Here is a 17,209-nt window from a genome sequence, read left to right as displayed (position 1 = left end):
CGTTACGCCGGTGCTAACCGAGATCAGGCGATGCGGTCAAATCGGCGGTTGAGGATACAACGAAAAAGGCCGCGCCCGGCATTTACCGGACGCGGCCTGTTTCTTTGTCGCTTTGATGGGTTTAGCCCTTGCGCGTGCCCGACATCGGGAAGCTGCCGAATGCGCCTGCGGTCACGGTGCCGTTGATGCTGTCGCCGTCAACGGTCGCTTCGCAGGTCAGCGTCATCGGCATCGGGATGGTCATGTCGATCTGCCAACTCAGCTTGTCGCCATCGACCTTGCCGTTCTTGATTTCGGTCGTACCCATCGCACCCGACTGGGTGCCGGTGAAGCTGTCGCCCGAGCTGTTGACGGTCAGCGTCGCCGTCTGGTCGCCCATCGGCGACTTGGTGACCGTTTCCCAGCTTCCATCCACATTGGCCATGTTCATGCTCTCCTGAAAGGTTACGCTTATTCAGCGCCAGCAGCGGCAGCGGCAGGGGCCGATGCTGCGGGCGTCAGCGACATGACCTCGACCGGCAGGCCAAGACTGTCAAGTTGCGGACGGACCGTCTTGGCATCGCCCACGACCACCCAGACGAAGTTTTTGGGGTTGAGCGCCCCGCGTGCCGCAGCGTCAAGCTGGCCTGCGTTCAGTGCGCGATATTTTTGTGCGATCGTGTCCTGATAATCGTCGGGACGGCCATAAAGGTCGTTGGCCTGCATCGCGCTCAGGACATTGCCGGCGGTTTCGAAATTGCCTGCGAGGCCGCGGATGTTGCCGGTGACGGTGCGGTCGAACTCGACCTGGGTCACGCCGTTGGTCGACAGGAACTGATCGACCTGCTGCTGAGTCGATGCGATCGCTTCGCCGGTTTTGTCCGCCTGAACCGGCGCGGAGATGACGTAGGATACGGCGTTTTCAAGGCGGGTGAACCCGCCTCGCGCGCCATAGGACCAGCCCTTGGCTTCGCGAAGGTCCATGTTGATGCGGCTGAGGAAGCCCGAGCCAAGCACTTCGTTCGCGGTCAGTTCGGCCAGCAATTCACCCTTCGGTTCAAGGCCGGTCATTTGAGCGCCGACGATCACCGACTGCGGCGAGTTTGGCCGGTCGATCAGAACGACCTTGGGCTGCGACGCCTGAGTGAGGGGGCCGAATTGCTTGGTTCCTGCTGTGCCGGTCGCCTGCCAGTCGCCAAAACTCGCATTCAACGCCGCGCGTACTTCGGCCAGCGGACGATCGGAGACAACAAAGATTTTCGCCTTTTCGGGACGAATCCATGCCTGATGAAACGCGACAAGGTCGTCGCGCGTCAATTTGGCGACCACGGCGGGATCGCCCGCCTGCGCCGCCAGCTTCGCATAGGGCGAATTGGCGGGGTAGAGCACCCGTGGGACCGCGCGGCTGGCAAGGCCGTTGGGATCCTGCAACTCCTGCTGGATGGTCGTCAGTAACTGAACGCGAACCCGATCGACTTCACCCGCCGCAAAGGCCGGATTGCGCGTCACGTCCGCCAGCAGCGCCGTCGATGGCGCAAGATTGGCGCTGGGGGTGTAGAGCGACAGGAAGGTGCGGTCGGCACTCGACCCGCCACCGATCCGCGCGCCCAGCCGCTCGCGCGCTTCCGCCAGCGCATTGGCGTCGAGCGTGCGGGTGCCCTCGTCCATCACCTGAAGCATCAGGCTCTGCGTGCCCAGTTTGTCCGCCGGATCGGCGACCTGCCCTGCGTCGAAGCTAACGACGATCTGCGTGATCGGCACCGCGTCGCGCTGGGCGTAGATCAGCTCGACGCCGTTCGCGAGTTTCGAGCGCGTGACTTCGGGGAAATCGATGTCGCGGACTTCGCCCACGTCGGGCAGGCCGCCGCGCGTTCCCTGAACCGGGCCGGTCGCGTTCGCAGGCGTGGGCTTGGTCGCGCCGGGCGTGGTCGCCGGTGCCGCACCGCCGCCCGTTGTGATGGTCCCCTGCGCTTCCTGATAGGCTTCGCGCTGGCCGGGCTCGACGATCGCGGTATAGGCGGGGCGCGTCAGCCATTTCTTGGTCGCGGCCTGAACCTGCGCGGGCGTGACCTTGGCCAGCCGCTCGAGCTGCGTCTTGTAAAAGGCCGGATTGTCCGAATAGAGCGCGCCCGACGCCAGCGTCACCGCCTTGCCGCCGAAACCGCCCACGGCTTCGAGACCCGACAGGCGACCCGCGACCGTGTTGGTGGTATAGCGCGCGACTTCGTCCGCGGTCGGTCCCTTGGCGATGAAATCGGCGAGGATCTGGTCGATCCTCGCATTGACCTTGGCGACGTCGCCGCCCGGCGGGACGATTGCCTGAATGCCGAAAATGCCGCCATTGGCGAGGCTCTGGAGATTGGTGCTGACCTGCACCGCGAGCTTTTCCTGGCGCACCAGAATGCGGTCGAGCCGCGAGCTGGCGAGGCCGCCGAGCACGCCTGCGGCCACCTCCAGCGGCTGCGATGCGGGGTCGTTCAGCCCCGGCGTGGTCCAGGCGCGATAGACGAGCGTGGCCGCGACCTGATCCTTCAGAACATCGGTCTTGGGCGCGGACAGCGTCGGGATGTTGATCGGCGGGGTGACGGTTTCGGGTCCCTTGGGAATCTTGCCGAAATATTTCTCGACCAAAGGCCGCGCTTCGCGCGCGTCGATATCGCCGGCCAGCACCAGCACCGCGTTGTTGGGTCCGTAATAGGAGCGGAACCAAGTCTTCACATCCTCGAGGCTCGCGGCCTGAAGATCGTCCATCGAGCCGATCGGCGAATGCGAATAGGGATGCCCCTGGCCGAACAGCCCCTCAAGCAGGCTGTAATTAAGCAGACCGTAAGGGCGGTTGTCGTTCTGGCGTTTTTCGTTCTGCACGACGCCGCGCTGCTCGTCGAGCACCTCCTGTGTGATCGCGCCGAGCAGATAGCCCATGCGATCGGATTCGAGGAACAGCAGCCGGTCGAGCGCGGGTTTCGGCACCGTCTGGAAATAATTGGTGCGGTCGAAATTGGTGGTGCCGTTCAGGTCGGTCGCACCGATCGAACGCAGCGGTTCGAAGAAATCTCCCGGCGCGTTTTCCGACCCGTTGAACATCAGATGTTCGAACAGATGCGCGAAGCCCGTCTTGCCCTTGGGCTCGTGCTTCGACCCGACATCGTACCAGATCGAGGTGCCGACGATGGGTGCCTTGCGATCGGTATGGACGATGACGCGCAGACCGTTGGCCAGCGTGAATTCCTCATACGGAATGTCGATCGCGGCGACGAGATCGGCGAGCGGCGCGGCCTGCGCCTGGGGCGCGGCCTGCTGGCTCTGGGCATAAGCGGGCGTCAGCGCGCCGCTGGCCAGCGCAGTCGATGTGGCAAGCGCGAGCGCGATCCGGACGAACATGTAACGACTCTCCCCTGAATGAAGTGCCCTATGGCTATACGACACCTTGGCCTTTCGCAACCGATTCAATCGTTTCGTCGTCGGTGTCGATCGGCTCATCGTCATCGGACAGTTCCGGGGGCTTGCTGCGCCCGAACGAGGTCGCGATGAAAAACAGCAGGTTCGCGCCCTGGGTCAGCGCGCCGCCCGCCAGCAGCACCCCGGCCATCGCCGCGCGCGGCCCGTCGATCACGTTGCTCATCTCCAGCCCCGCCGACAGGAACAGAAGGTCGCGGTTCGGAATGAACGGCAGGCGAGAGATCACCATCTGCGCGGTCAGGAAGACGAGCCAGGTCGTCCAGCTCTGGTTGGGCAACACCACCCACCACTGCACGGCTTGCAGCACCAATACCCCGGTGATCCGCACCATATGCACGCCCCACACCGTCGCGGCGATGCGGCCGGGGACCGAAATGATGCGCTTGCGAAACCGCAGCAACACCGGGAGCAGGAACGCGATGGCGAGGATCGTCGCGGCGAACTTTCCCGCCCCCGAATCGAGCCAGCCGGCGATCAAAGCCGCCTGCCCGCTGATCCAGAACGCGACCAGCAATCCGGCGGTCACCGCCGCCGACGCCAGCGCCGACAGCACGGCATTGTCCTTTACCCCGTGGGCGGCGCGCTTCGCGGACAGCCCCAGGCGGCGCTTCGCCCAGACGAACAGGTAAAGCTCGCCCGAATAGCCGACGAACGCCGAATTGAAGACGCGCTTGCGGATGAACACGCCGATGTCGCGGATACCGATCCGCCGGTCGAGCAGCAACCGAAAGATCAACGTCTCACTGACCGGCAGCGCGACGAACATCACCACGAACAGGATGTAGAACCACGGACTGGTCGGCAGCGACGCGAGCACGGCGCCCCAGCCGATCGCGGTGACCTTCAGCACCAGCCAGCCGACCACCCCTGCAAAGAACAGCCAGCGAAGCGCGCGCCCGGCCCATTTGCCGGTCGGGGTCTCGCTCCACGTCTGCAATGCCGCCAGCCGCGCGTTCACGGCAGCAGGCCCAGCGCGCGCGATTGCGTACGATACGCCTCGAACGCCCGACGCGCATCCGGCGGCAGGCGAAAGCGGCTGTGGCCCGACAGCGTGCCGGTCAGCTTGCGCAAGCCATATTCGATCGCGCTCGGCAGCGTGTTGCGCACCCGCCGCTCGAAATGCGCGCGTTCCCAGGTGTTCGATCCGTGAAAGGCACGCAGGAACAGGTGCGGCGCGTCGATCACCGCCAGTTGTTCGCGCGGCCAATGGTCGAGAAACACGGTATCCTCGCCGCGGCGTTCTTGGGGGTATCGCGCAGTCGCGTCGGCGCGGTGCAGGATCGTGCCGGGCACGCCGGGGTTGAGGCTGCCGACATAGGGCCGCTCCATCCATTCGGGCGTGTCGAGATGCATCAGCGTCGCCGCCAGCACGCAGGCCTGCTTGCCCCCGGTCAGTGCGCCGGCCTGACTCTTCAGCCGCTCGGGATGATACCAGTCGTCATCGTCCCACTGCGCGACCAGGTCGCCGCGCGCCAGATCGAGCGACAGATTTCGCAGCTTTCCCAGATTGTTGCCGGGGCTTTTTTCGATCCGATGATAGATTAGTCGGTCGGCCGGAATCGCCGACAGGATGGCTGCGTAATCCTCGCTGCCGTCATCGACGATCACCAGTTCGCGGTTCGGCCAGCTCTGGTCGAGGAAACAGGTGACCGCGCGGCGCGCGATGGCGGCGCGGTTGGCGGTCACCATGACGCACGAAATGCGGGGGCCGTCATCGGACCAGATCATCGCTCGCTTCCAGTTCGCTGCAAACCCGAACCCGTTCGTTTCGAGCGAAGTCGAGAAACGCGTGCCAGGCGCTCGCGAGCGTTTCTCGACTTCGCTCGAAACGAACCGGTTGATCCGGGAATTTGGAACTCTAGCCCCAAGGTGCGGAGACTGTTAGCGGACGCCATGCGCATCGTTTTCGTGCTGACCTATCCAACGCATTACGCGACGCCCGACCTGTCGGAATGGCTGGCCTGGGACAATCGCGATCGCCGCATGCCAGCGCTGTTAAAGGCGATGGGGGTGGATGTCGAGTTGTGGGGCGTGCGCGATGTGTCGCTCGATACCGGGATCGCGGTTGCCGATCTGGGCACGCTCAAGGTCCGGCTGTTCGCGGCGAGCAACCCCGATGCGCCGCCGCGCGCGCAGATCAGCGACGCTCTGGTCGAGGCGGCGCGGAAAGACAGCGCCGACCTGTTCGTGCTGATCGGCAGCGACGGCGCGGCGGGGCTGGACCTGCACGCGCGGGCATTGGCGCCGGGCGACCGCGCTTATGCCGTCATCATCGGCGGCACGGTATGGAACCCGATCCTGACCGACGCGCGGCTGGTGCTGACCGAATCCTCGCGACAGGAAATGCTGCTGATGCAGCCCGAATGGCGCTTCTGGCGAAAGCCGGTGCCGCTGGAGCGGATGGCGCGGTTGCCCAAGACGATCGACACCGACCGCTTCGCGCCGATCGCTGATGCGCGCAAACGCTGGGACGCGATCGCGGTCAGCCGGTTGATCCCCTATAAATCCTTCGACGAGATCGGGCGGCTGTCGCAGCGACACCGGGTTGCGGTGGCGGGCGACGGCCCGATGCGCCTCGACCTCCGCCGACGCTGGCCGCGCGTCGAGTGGCTGGGCCATGTCGCCCATACCGATCTGCCCGCGACGCTCGCCAAGGCGCGGCTGTTCTTCCATGCCGGGCGCAAGGACTGGTTCCCACGCGCGATCCCCGAAGCGATGGCGTGCGGGCTGCCGGTGATCGCATTCGACGACCGCATCGACGCCGATGTCGTGCCGCCATCGACCGGCACCCTGGTCAACGACCAAAACTATCGAAGCGAGGTCGCAACACTGCTCGGCGCGCCCGGCACGCTGGCGGCAAAAGGCCGATCGGCGCGCGCGCATGTCGCCGCCACCCACGGCCCGCGATCGAGCGAAGCCGCGTGCCGCAAGTTGATCGAGATTGCCCGAGCGCCAAGGGCGCCCGCGTGACCGCGCCGCGCTGGACCTTCGTCATCGCCTATTTCAACGAGGCCGACTATCTTCCCGTGACGCTCGCGTCGCTCGCCGCGCAGACCGTGCGCCCGTTCCGGCTGGTGCTGGTCGATAATGGTTCGACCGATGGCTCCGCCGCGCTGGCTCGCCAGGCGACCGCGGCGATGCCGGATGTCGAGGCGATCCACCTGTCCGAACCCCGCCCCGGCAAGGTCCATGCGCTGGAAGCGGCGATGCCGCACCTCACGACCGAACTGGTCGCGTTCGGCGATGCCGACACCTTCTACCCGCCCGGTTATCTGCGCACCGCAGAAGCGGCGTTCGACGCGGGCGGACCGGGGGTGGTGGCGGTGATGGCGGTCGATGTCCCCGCTCCGCCCGACGGTCCTGCGGCACGCCGCAAACGCTTCATTCGATCGCGCATCGCCAGCCGGTTATGGCCGCGCCAGACGCACACCGGCGGCTTCGGCCAGACCTTCCGCACGCAGGCGCTGGTCCGTGCGGGCGGCTATTCGGAAAAGCACTGGCCCTATGTGCTGATGGATCACGAGGTGATGCAGCGGCTGCTCAAGCTCGGTCGCGCGATCTACCCCCATGATTTCTGGTGCATCCCCTCGCCACGCCGGTCGGACCGCCGCCGCGTGCGCTGGACGCTCGGCGAGCGGCTGCTTTACCACTTTACGCCATTTGCGGCGAAGGACTGGTATTTCCATCGCTTCCTCGGGCCGCGACTTGCGCGGCGCAAGCTGACCCACCTCAACCTGCGCGAGAAAAGCTGGCTTCCCCAGTAACCGTCATCCCAACGAGAGCTGGGATGACGTTTGCTCAGGGCCGATACGCCCGCTTCGCGTGGACACGCAAATCGCTCGGCCAGAAATGCACCGGCTTCAATTTCTTGCGCACGAACAGCGCCGCCTGATCCGTATAATGCGGGGAATCAGGCCGCGTGGTGGCCGCACCGAAGGGCTGGATCGATTGCGAAGATACCCGCCCTGACCGGTCCCATTCGGCGAACATCAGGTAACTGTCGCCGTGTCGCACCGCGAGCCGCCCGTCGTCCTGCACGTCCCATAGCGCCATCGCGCGCAGCACGTCCGGGCCGCCGTCGAGCGGCAGGTCCACATCCCCCTGCCGCAACCGCAGCACTTCTCCGAGCGGCGGATCGAGCCGCCCGAAATGGGTCGCCAGATGCGCCGCCGAACGCTTCATCGCGTCGAACGGCGGCACGCATTCGCGATTCTGGTAATGGCAACGATTGCCTTCGCGCAGCAGCAGCACCGCGATCGCATCGGCGGGTCCGCGCCCGTCATAATTCCAGTCCCAGCGCGCCAGCAGCGCCTTGGCCGCGCGGACCTGCGCGTCACCACGATCGTCGACCGAAGCCAATTGCCCGAACCAGCCCGCCGCCCAACTCTGTCGACTGACAGTGGTATCGTATTTGATCGCCTCCAGCTCGGCGCGGCTGATCGACGAATCCGCCGCCATCAGTTCGATCGAGCGCGTACCGCGATTGGTGACGTTGCGCTCGATCCCCAGCAGCGGCGAATGATCCGCCGGGTTCATCTCCGACCCCGGCCCCGCGGCCCAGAAGGGCGTGTGGTTGGCGTTGATGACGAAGCCGGACGCGGGCGCCATCACCATCGGCGTGCGCTCCCACGGCACCTCGCGCGCCCAGATCGCGCGCGACGTGTTGCCCGGCAGCACCTTCGAATAATCGAACCCCGGCCGACGGTCGGGGAACATCGCGTTATAGATCATGGCGATCCGCCCGCTGTCGTCGGCATAAATGAAATTGGTCGCGGGCACGCCGCGGATCCGCATCGCCGCTTCCCATTCGGTCCAGTCGCGTGCCTTGTTCAGCCGGTAATATTGCTCGACCATCCGCATCTGGTCGATGCCCGCATAGCGGATCGCGAACGCGCCGGAATCATTGACGATGACCGGGCCATGCACCGACCGGTATTGAGTCTGGGGCACCGGCAGCACGAAGGGTCCGACCTTCGCGCGCAGCCAGACGCGGCGTTTCTCCAGCGTCCGCCACTGACCATCCAGCCGATAGCGCTTACCGCTTTCGTCGAGTTCGAGCGTGTAGATATCGATCAGGTCGGGGCGGTTGACCGTGTTGGTCCAGCCCAGGGTCCGGTTATGCCCGAGAAGCGGATAGGGCACGCCGGGAAAGGTCGCGCCCGCGAAATGCCAGCCCTCGCCCGATTTCACCACCAGTTCGTACCACGCCACCGCGCCGCGCCACGGCTGGTGCGAATTGGAGACCAGCCGCGTCGCGCCGTCCGCCGAACGCGACGGCGCGACCGCAAAGGCATTCGATCCCTTCTCGATCTCGCTCGGCCCCGCGGGCGTCACATTAGGCGCATCGGGCAGCGGCCCGCTTGCCTCCAGCGGCAGCGCCTCGCCCGCGGTCAGCGCGCCCAGCACGCTGTCCAGCCCGAAGAAGAAGGGCGAACGCAGCACGAACCCGGTGGCGATGTCGCGCCCGCTGACCGGGAACAACCGCGACAGCTTCACTTCCTCCGGGTGCCGCGCCGCATAAAGGTTCAGCCCCGCCGCATAGCCGTCGAGCAGCGCCCGCACATCGGCGGGCTGCGCATCGTAATCGCGCGCCACCGTGTCGCGGGCGCGCAGCAGGTGGAGCGCGTAATCGGTCTTGGCCCCGTCCGCCCCGGTCATCGCCCCCAGCCGCCCGCGCGTCATCGCCACGGTTTCCTGAAGCGTCGAGAAATCGTCCTCGGCATGGGCATAGGCGATGCCATGCGCGACATCGGCATCGGTCGCTCCATAGATATAGGGGACGCCGAACGTGTCACGGACGATGACCACGTCATAATCGCGCGCCGGGGGCGCCTCGCCCGGCTCCGACGCCAGCGGTTCCCATATCGCCAGCGCGATGGCGACGATCACGACGAGCAGCAGCAATCCGATCCCGATCCGCCGCAGCCAGTTCATCGCCATCCCCCGGTTGTCCCGGTGTGTGCCGGGTGTGTTATGCGCTTGCGACAGCGCGCGGTTGCGTTAGACCATGCGCAACTCGCAACCGATTGGAAAGCCCAGACCTGATGCGCGTCCTGACCTTCGCGACTGCCCTGCTTCTCTCCATCGCGCCGCTTGCCGTCGCGCAGACCGCCGATCCGGCGCGCAGCGTCATCACGCCCGCAGCGATGGAAGCACACGTCACCTTCCTTGCGGACGACCTGTTGGAGGGGCGCGATACCGGCACGCCCGGCTACGACATCGCCGCGCGCTATGTCGCGACCCAGTATCGTGCGCTGGGACTGGAACCCGCGGTGGATGGCGGCTGGTATCAGCAGGTGCCGTTCAGCCAGACCGTGGCGGCGGGCGACAACCCGCCCCGCATCACCCTGCCCGGCGGCGCGGCGCTGGGCGACAATGCCGTGCTTCGTATGCCCGCGACGGCGAAACCGGTGCAGACCGACGCCGTGTTCGTCGGCCACGGGGTGATCGACCCGACCTCGAAGCGCGACGATTATGCGGGTATCGACGCGCGCGGGAAAACCGTCGTCATGTTCTATGGCCTGCCCGACGGCATCCCGGAGGACCGCGCACAGGCGCTGATGATGGGCAAGTCCAAGGTCGCGATCGATCGCGGCGCGGTCGCCATCATCAACCTGTTCGACAGCGAACAGACGCAGCAGATTCCCTTTGCTGCGGTGCGCCACCAATTGTCGGGCGGCAGCATCGCGCTGGGCGAAAAGGCCGAAGCGAGCCCCGGCGAGACGGTGCCGTTCGGCATCCTCAACCATGACGGCGCCGCCGCCTTGTTCGCCGGATCGCCCCGCGATTTCAAAGCGGTGCTCGCCGATGTCGATGCCGACCGTGCAGTCAAGCCGTTCGCGCTCAACCAGCGGATAGCGTTCGACGGCACGGTTCAGGCGCGCAATTTCACCAGCCCCAACGTCATCGGCATGATCCCCGGCAGCGACCCCGCGCTGAAAGGCGAAGCGGTGCTTCTGATGGCGCATCTCGACCATGTTGGCGTCGATGACGACGCGGACGGCGACGACAAGATTCACAATGGCGCAATGGACAATGCCAGCGGCGTCGCATCGATGCTCGAGGTCGCCCGCGCCTTCCAGCAATCGGGCAAGGCCCCGCGCCGCACGATCCTGATCGCGGCCGTCACTGGCGAGGAGCATGGCCTGCTGGGGTCGCAATGGCTGGCCAAGAACTCGGTGATCGCGGGGCAGAAGGTCGTGTCGGTCGTCAATCTCGACATGCCGGTGCTGCTCTATGATTTCACCGATGTCGTTGCGTTCGGAGCCGAGCATTCGACGATGGGGCCGATCGTCGCCAGCGCCGCCGCGACCGAAGGCGTCACCCTGTCGCCCGATCCGATGCCGGAGGAAAATCTGTTCATGCGGTCGGATCATTACAGCTTCGTCCAGGCGGGCGTGCCGTCGGTGTTCCTGATGACCGGTTTCGCCAATGGCGGCGAAGCCAAGTTCCGCGATTTCCTGAAGACGCATTATCACCAGCCGAGCGACCAGGTGGACCTGCCCTTCGACTGGAACGCCGCAGCCAAGTTCGCGCGGGTGAATTACGCGATCGCACGCGAGATGGCGGACGTGGACCAGGCCCCGCGCTGGTATGCCGACAGCCCGTTCGCGAAAACCGCGCCGGACATGCCGACCGCCAAGCGACCCGCAGAGTAAATTCCTCCCCCACCGGGGGAGGGGGACCAGGCGCAGCATGGTGGAGGGGCGCCACACACGCTGCGGTGCGTGGAATACCCCCTCCGTCAGCCGATTGCGCGGCTGCCACCTCCCCGCTGGGGAAGGATCTGAGAACCCCCTTGTGTTGCAGATTGGCAACACCACATTGCGGCGAACGTCGAACAGGGATCAGCCATGAACCTCGAACAATTCACCGATCGCGCCAAGGGCTTCCTCCAGGCCGCGCAAACCATCGCCATTCGCGAAAGCCACCAGCGCATCGCGCCCGAGCATCTGCTGAAGGCATTGCTCGACGACAAGGAAGGCATGGCGTCGGGCCTGATCCGCACCGCAGGCGGCGACCCTGCCCGCGCGCTGACCGAAACCGACGCCGCGCTGGCCAAGATTCCCGCCGTCTCGGGCGGCGGGGCGCAAGCGACGCCCGGCCTCGACAATGACGCGGTGCGCGTGCTCGACACCGCCGAACAGGTCGCGAAAAAGGCGGGCGACAGCTTCGTGACCGTCGAACGCATGCTGCTCGCGCTGGTTCTCTCCCCCACCACCGCTGCGGGCAAGGCGCTGGCCGCCGCAGGCGTGACGGCAGACGGACTGAACGCCGCCATCAACAGCTTGCGCGGGGGCCGCACCGCCGACACCGCAGGTGCGGAGGACCGCTACGACGCGCTCAAGAAATTCGCCCGCGACCTGACGCAAGCCGCGCGCGACGGCAAGCTCGACCCCGTGATCGGCCGCGACGAGGAAATCCGCCGCACGGTGCAGATCCTCGCCCGCCGGACCAAGAACAACCCCGTCCTGATCGGCGACCCCGGCGTCGGCAAGACCGCCATCGCCGAAGGGCTGGCGCTGCGCATCGCCAATGGCGACGTGCCCGATTCGTTGAAGGACCGCACGCTGATGGCGCTCGACATGGGGAGCCTCATCGCGGGTGCGAAATATCGCGGCGAGTTCGAGGAGCGGCTGAAAGGCGTGCTTGACGAGGTGAAAGGCGCCGAAGGCCAGATCGTCCTGTTCATCGACGAAATGCACACGCTGATCGGTGCGGGCAAATCCGAAGGGGCGATGGACGCGGGCAATCTTTTGAAACCCGCGCTTGCCCGCGGCGAACTCCATTGCATCGGCGCGACCACGCTCGACGAATACCGCAAATATGTCGAAAAGGACCCCGCGCTCCAGCGGCGATTCCAGCCGGTGTTCGTCGGCGAACCCACGGTCGAGGACACGATCAGCATCCTTCGCGGGCTGAAGGAGAAATACGAAACGCATCACGATGTTCGAATCACCGATGGGGCGATTGTCGCCGCCTCTACGCTCAGCAACCGCTACATTACCGACCGCTTCCTGCCCGACAAGGCGATCGACCTGATGGACGAAGCCGCCAGCCGCATCCGTATGGAGGTGGAATCGAAGCCCGAGGAAATCGAGGCGCTTGACCGCCGCATCATCCAGATGAAGATCGAAGCCGAGGCGCTGAAGAAGGAAAGCGATTGGGCGTCGAAAGGGCGACTCGATCAGCTTCAGGAGACGCTCGTCAACCTCGAGCAGGAGCTGTCGGAACTGACGACACGCTGGCTCGCAGAAAAGGACAAGCTCCATTCCGAAGCCAATCTGCGCAAACAACTGGACGCCGCGCGCCAAGAACTTGAGCAGGCTCAGCGTGCCGGCGATCTCGCAAGAATGTCTGAGCTGACCTACGGCACCATCCCGACGCTTGAAAAACAACTGTTCGAAGCGGCCAGCGCCTCTCAAAGCGCCATGCTCCGTCAGGAAGTCACCGCCGACGACATCGCCGGTGTCGTCAGCCGCTGGACCGGCATTCCGGTCGACCGGATGCTGGAGGGCGAGCGAGAAAAACTGCTCAATATGGAGGCCGCGATCGGCAAGCGAGTCATCGGCCAGGCTCAGGCCGTCAAGGCCGTCGCCACCGCCGTCCGCCGCAGCCGCGCCGGGCTACAGGACCCCAACCGCCCGCTCGGCTCGTTCCTGTTCCTGGGGCCAACCGGCGTCGGCAAGACCGAACTGACCAAGGCGCTCGCCGAATTCCTGTTCGACGACGCCTCCGCGATGGTCCGTATCGACATGAGCGAATTCATGGAGAAGCATTCGGTCGCGCGGCTGCTCGGCGCGCCTCCGGGCTATGTCGGTTACGAGGAAGGCGGCGTGCTGACCGAAGCCGTCCGCCGTCGTCCCTATCAGGTGATCCTGTTCGACGAGGTCGAAAAGGCGCATCCCGACGTGTTCAACGTGCTGCTCCAGATGCTCGACGACGGACGCCTGACCGACGGACAGGGCCGCACGGTCGATTTCTCGAACACCTTGGTCATCCTGACGTCGAACCTCGGCAGCCAGTATCTCGCCAATTTGGGCGACGGCGAGAGCGTGGAAAGCGTGGAGCCTCAGGTCATGGACATCGTCCGCGGCCATTTCCGCCCGGAGTTCCTGAACCGTCTCGACGAGATCATCCTGTTCCACCGCCTCGCCGCCGACCACATGGCCCCGATCGTGGACATCCAGGTCGCGCGCCTCGGCAGATTGCTCGCCGATCGCAAGATCACCGTCGAGCTGACCGAAGCCGCCAAGGCCTGGCTCGGCCGCGTCGGCTACGACCCAGTCTATGGCGCCCGCCCGCTGAAACGCGCGGTGCAACGCTATCTGCAAGATCCGCTGGCGGACATGATCCTGCGCGGCGAGGTCAAGGACGGCGCAGTGGTGAAGGTGGACGAAGGCGATGGAGCGCTGGCGTTTGCGGTGGGTTGAGGCGGGCTAGCGCGACCGCAGCCAGCCTGTGATAGAGTATCGCCGGTTGGCTGCAGCCCGCGTCACTTCGGATACGCTGTGTAACTGGGGCACAGAAAACAGATCAAGCGTGTTGAACGCGGGCATCTGGCCCTGAACACTCGCGTCGGCACCATGAAACAGAAGCAATCCACCCCATTCGATCCGCCATGTCGGGTTAAGTCCTAGCACGTAGGCCGCATGACGTTGCTTACCTGCCACCGCATCGTCATGCCCAGTCAGGAAGTCGCCAGGTCCGTATGCGGTCGCCTGCATGTCCGCGAAGTCGATGGTCTGGGCGCCAGTCACCCGGCGCAGCAACGCGATGGGCTCGGGTGACGATAGCCAGGTCGCGAATGCAGCCAGAACGTCGTCGCTGGCTGTTCTCTCTGCATCGTCATCGGGCACGCGCAGCGTTTCGAAGCGATACTGGAATCCCGACCGCGCCGTCGCATAGGTCGCATCATCGAGTGCACTGGCCTGATCGCCGGACAACGCCGCACGCGAATCGCGGGTCAATTCGAAAACCTTGTCGCCACTGTTCATCACCCAGTGCCAATCGGTCCTGCCGCGTAGTTTGCGCGCCAGCGCTGCCGCGACATCCTCGCGTAAAAAATCCGTGATTCTGACGCGGCCCCGTTCGGCATATCGTCGGGCCAGCGCATTTGCATCAAGCGAAGCATTCAGGGCAAAGTCGGTCGGCTTCACGGTGCCGAAGCCATTGCACTTTTCGCGCCGCCGCGAAAGAGCATGCCAGTTGATGGGAATCGAGTTCGACGGATGAGCCAGAAACTTTTCGAGATCAATCCGACGTTAGAACGGAGCGAATTGGCTGCGCGTTTCGTACGCGATGGCCGCGTGCAGGTGCGCGAGGTACTGACCGCCGAGACGGCAACCACGATCCGCGGGATTCTACAACGCGAAACCCCTTGGGGGTTTGCCTACAAGGTCGATGGCAAGCCCGCCGTCATGATGCGTCAAGATGCCTTGAGAACGAGCAGCCCGGACCACCGCCGGGATATCGCCACCGACATCCACCGCACGGCCGCAGCGGGCGGTTATGGCGTGCGCTTCAACCAATATCCGCTCCTCGACGCCTATCTCGAACGCTGGTCACCCGATGGACCCCATGATCTTCTGCTCGAATATATAAATGCCGAACCGTTCCTGAATCTCGTCCGCGAAATTACCGGCATTGCCGAACTCCTTAAGGCGGACGCGCAAGCAACCTGCTTCGCTCCCGGAGACTTTCTGTCGATCCATAACGACAGCCATGTCGCGGAAGGGTGGCAGGTCGCCTATGTCCTGAATTTCGCTGATCCCGAATGGAAACCCGACTGGGGGGGATATCTAAATTTCTTCGACGATGATGGCGACATTGTTCAGGGCTGGCGACCGCGGTTCAATGCGCTCAACCTGTTGCGCGTGCCCCAGCTTCATAATGTCAGTTATGTGCCACCCTTCGCGCCGATGGGCCGGTTCGCGATCACTGGCTGGTTCCGCGACCGGTGACCATTTCCGCTGCAAGCCTTCGCGAAAGCGCGCTCGCTGCGGAACGCGCGGGACAGGTGGAACAGGCTGCACGCCTGTTCGCCGATGCCGTGGCGAAATACCCCGGCGATGCCGCCCTCATCAACAGTGCAGGCAGCTATCATGCCCGACGTCGCGAACATCATACCGCGCTCGGCTATTTCGAAGCAGCGGTTCGCGCAATGCCGGAATATGGCGAAGCTGTCGTCAACCGAGCGATCACTCTGGCCGCGCTTGATCGACCGTCCGATGCGCTCGCCATCCTCAAAGCCGGCGAACGACAGGCGAAATCCGATCCGCGATACTGGTCGGCACGCGCTGGGATCGAACGGACGTGCAACGACCGTGCTGCGGCTGCCTTCAGCTACGACAATTGCCTTCGGCTCGCCCCGCAACATCCTCGTGCCCTGCATGGGCGGGCCAGGATCGCGCTCGAGCGTGGCGAAGCCGACTCCGTAGCGCGTTTCAAGCAAGCGCTGTCTGTAACGCCGGGCGATGCCGAACTTTGGCTCGGCCATTCCCAGGCATTGGAAATGGAGGGAGACGCTGCGGGCGCTCGCACGATCGCCCAAGCGCTGGTGGATCAGGCACCGGGATGGATCGCCGCGCTTGAATTGCTGGCTCAGCAGCGCTGGTCGTCGGGCGACGGACAGGCATTTTGCGACCATTATGCCGAAGCCGCCCGTCGTCAGCCGGAAAATTCCGAAATCATGCGGTCATGGTGCCGGGTGCTGGCTGGCGTCGATCGCTTCGTCGAAGCGGCCGATGTTGCTGCGACCGCACGCAATCGCTTTCCAGACAATCGCGATTTTTCCCTGCTCGAAGCGGTATATGCCGGTGAGGGCGGAGACGACATTCGTGCGGAACGGATATTCGGGTCGCTCACGCTCGACACAGACGAGCGCCATCTTCATGAGGCGCGGCATCTGTTGCGCCTGCGCAAGCCCAAACAGGCGGAGGCATTGCTTGAGCGTGTGACGACCAACCAGCCCGACGCAATCGGCGCCTGGGCGCTACGCGACATCGCCTGGCGGCTATTGGGCGACCAAAGGCATCACTGGCTGCACGGTCAGCCCGGACTGATCGGAACCCAGCCTCTCGGGATCGATCGGGCTGAGCATTCCGAACTCGTCGCGTTTCTCGACCAACTTCATGATTATGCGGGGTGGCCCATCGGCCAGTCAGTACGGAACGGCACGCAAACGCGTGGCGGCTTGTTCGATCGATGCGAGCCCATCATCGAACGCCTCGCCAAGAGCGTCGCCGATGCGGTCGTTCGACACCAGCAATTACTGCCTGCTGCCGATCTCCAACATCCTTTATTGCGCCACCGCGACACTCCCTGGCGGATCGTTGGCAGTTGGTCGATCAGACTGACGGGCTCCGGTCGGCACACCGAACACATCCATCCTCTGGGAATATTATCTTCGGCGGCGCATCTGATCGTGCCTGACCGGACCGATGACGCTGTAAATACCGGCGCACTGGAATTGGGCAGACCCCCGCCCGATCTCCGCATCGATCTTCCGCCGATCGCCGTCATTCAGCCAAGCGAGGGTTACTGCGCGCTTTTTCCCAGCACGCTATATCATGGAACGCGCCATTTCTCCGCAGGGAAACGTCTAAGCGTCGCATTCGACGTCGCCCGAGCCTGATCGGCCCAAGTCACTATTGGGTCGCCAAGACGATTCCGTGCGGCCGACCCAACAGCAAAGAACCGATCGGAGCATGCATATGCATCGCCGGATGCAATGTGGCGACTTTGATCCATGTGCAGCCGGTCACCGCGA

12 protein-coding genes and 1 pseudogene are annotated in these 17,209 nt (G+C 64.7%); 7 read left to right on the top strand and 6 right to left on the bottom strand.

Annotated elements, in window-relative coordinates:
* Positions 1–121: 121 nt before the first annotated feature.
* From ACX0GZ_RS08085 to ACX0GZ_RS08070, 4 genes are read right to left on the bottom strand one after another with little or no spacing between them, the layout of a single operon-like run.
* Positions 122–424, bottom strand: coding sequence for a hypothetical protein (locus ACX0GZ_RS08085; protein ID WP_458815161.1), 303 nt, complete (start codon positions 422–424; stop codon positions 122–124).
* A gap of 26 nt (positions 425–450) precedes the next feature.
* Entirely contained in the window at positions 451–3,360 is a 2,910-nt protein-coding gene (locus ACX0GZ_RS08080; protein WP_458815159.1) for a M16 family metallopeptidase, read from the bottom strand.
* Between the two features lie 34 nt (positions 3,361–3,394).
* A complete protein-coding gene (locus ACX0GZ_RS08075) occupies positions 3,395–4,396 on the bottom strand; it encodes a hypothetical protein (RefSeq protein WP_458815158.1) in 1,002 nt (333 codons plus the stop codon).
* Positions 4,393–5,166 (bottom strand): glycosyltransferase family 2 protein, encoded by a 774-nt coding sequence (locus ACX0GZ_RS08070; protein ID WP_458815156.1) that lies wholly within the window; start codon positions 5,164–5,166, stop codon positions 4,393–4,395. The genes ACX0GZ_RS08075 and ACX0GZ_RS08070 overlap by 4 nt, the downstream gene beginning before the upstream one ends.
* 165 nt (positions 5,167–5,331) lie before the next feature.
* Here ACX0GZ_RS08070 and ACX0GZ_RS08065 point away from each other — a divergent pair, with 165 nt between their 5' ends.
* Entirely contained in the window at positions 5,332–6,408 is a 1,077-nt protein-coding gene (locus tag ACX0GZ_RS08065) for a glycosyltransferase (protein WP_458815154.1), read from the top strand.
* Positions 6,405–7,202, top strand: coding sequence for a glycosyltransferase family 2 protein (locus tag ACX0GZ_RS08060; protein ID WP_458815152.1), 798 nt, complete (start codon positions 6,405–6,407; stop codon positions 7,200–7,202). Before ACX0GZ_RS08065 ends, ACX0GZ_RS08060 begins: the two co-directional genes overlap by 4 nt.
* A 34-nt stretch (positions 7,203–7,236) precedes the next feature.
* On the opposite strand, the gene ACX0GZ_RS08055 is transcribed toward ACX0GZ_RS08060, so the two are convergent.
* Complete coding sequence (locus ACX0GZ_RS08055) at positions 7,237–9,372, bottom strand: penicillin acylase family protein (RefSeq protein WP_458815150.1); 2,136 nt, start codon at positions 9,370–9,372, stop codon at positions 7,237–7,239.
* 110 nt (positions 9,373–9,482) lie between these two features.
* Here ACX0GZ_RS08055 and ACX0GZ_RS08050 point away from each other — a divergent pair, with 110 nt between their 5' ends.
* Both ACX0GZ_RS08050 and clpB read left to right on the top strand, forming a co-directional pair.
* Positions 9,483–11,096 (top strand): M20/M25/M40 family metallo-hydrolase, encoded by a 1,614-nt coding sequence (locus ACX0GZ_RS08050; RefSeq protein ID WP_458815148.1) that lies wholly within the window; start codon positions 9,483–9,485, stop codon positions 11,094–11,096.
* 195 nt (positions 11,097–11,291) lie between these two features.
* Positions 11,292–13,871 (top strand): ATP-dependent chaperone ClpB, encoded by a 2,580-nt coding sequence (gene clpB, locus ACX0GZ_RS08045; RefSeq protein ID WP_458815146.1) that lies wholly within the window; start codon positions 11,292–11,294, stop codon positions 13,869–13,871.
* A gap of 6 nt (positions 13,872–13,877) precedes the next feature.
* On the opposite strand, the gene ACX0GZ_RS08040 is transcribed toward clpB, so the two are convergent.
* Positions 13,878–14,597, bottom strand: a complete 720-nt coding sequence (locus ACX0GZ_RS08040) for a 2OG-Fe(II) oxygenase (RefSeq protein WP_458815144.1) — start codon at positions 14,595–14,597, stop codon at positions 13,878–13,880.
* Between the two features lie 72 nt (positions 14,598–14,669).
* On the opposite strand from ACX0GZ_RS08040, the gene ACX0GZ_RS08035 reads away from it, so the two are divergent.
* From ACX0GZ_RS08035 to ACX0GZ_RS08025, 3 genes and pseudogenes are all read left to right on the top strand, one after another.
* Entirely contained in the window at positions 14,670–15,401 is a 732-nt protein-coding gene (locus ACX0GZ_RS08035; protein WP_458815142.1) for a 2OG-Fe(II) oxygenase, read from the top strand.
* A pseudogene (locus ACX0GZ_RS08030) lies at positions 15,398–15,955 on the top strand (tetratricopeptide repeat protein); the annotation flags it as partial. The gene ACX0GZ_RS08035 and the pseudogene ACX0GZ_RS08030, both read left to right, overlap by 4 nt.
* A gap of 192 nt (positions 15,956–16,147) precedes the next feature.
* Positions 16,148–17,074, top strand: a complete 927-nt coding sequence (locus tag ACX0GZ_RS08025) for a putative 2OG-Fe(II) oxygenase (protein WP_458815286.1) — start codon at positions 16,148–16,150, stop codon at positions 17,072–17,074.
* The last annotated feature ends 135 nt before the right edge of the window (positions 17,075–17,209 follow it).

The organism is Sphingomonas aestuarii, assembly GCF_054457155.1.
The sequence above is the reverse complement of the archived record's forward strand: the minus strand, read 5'-3'. Positions and strand labels throughout refer to the sequence as shown.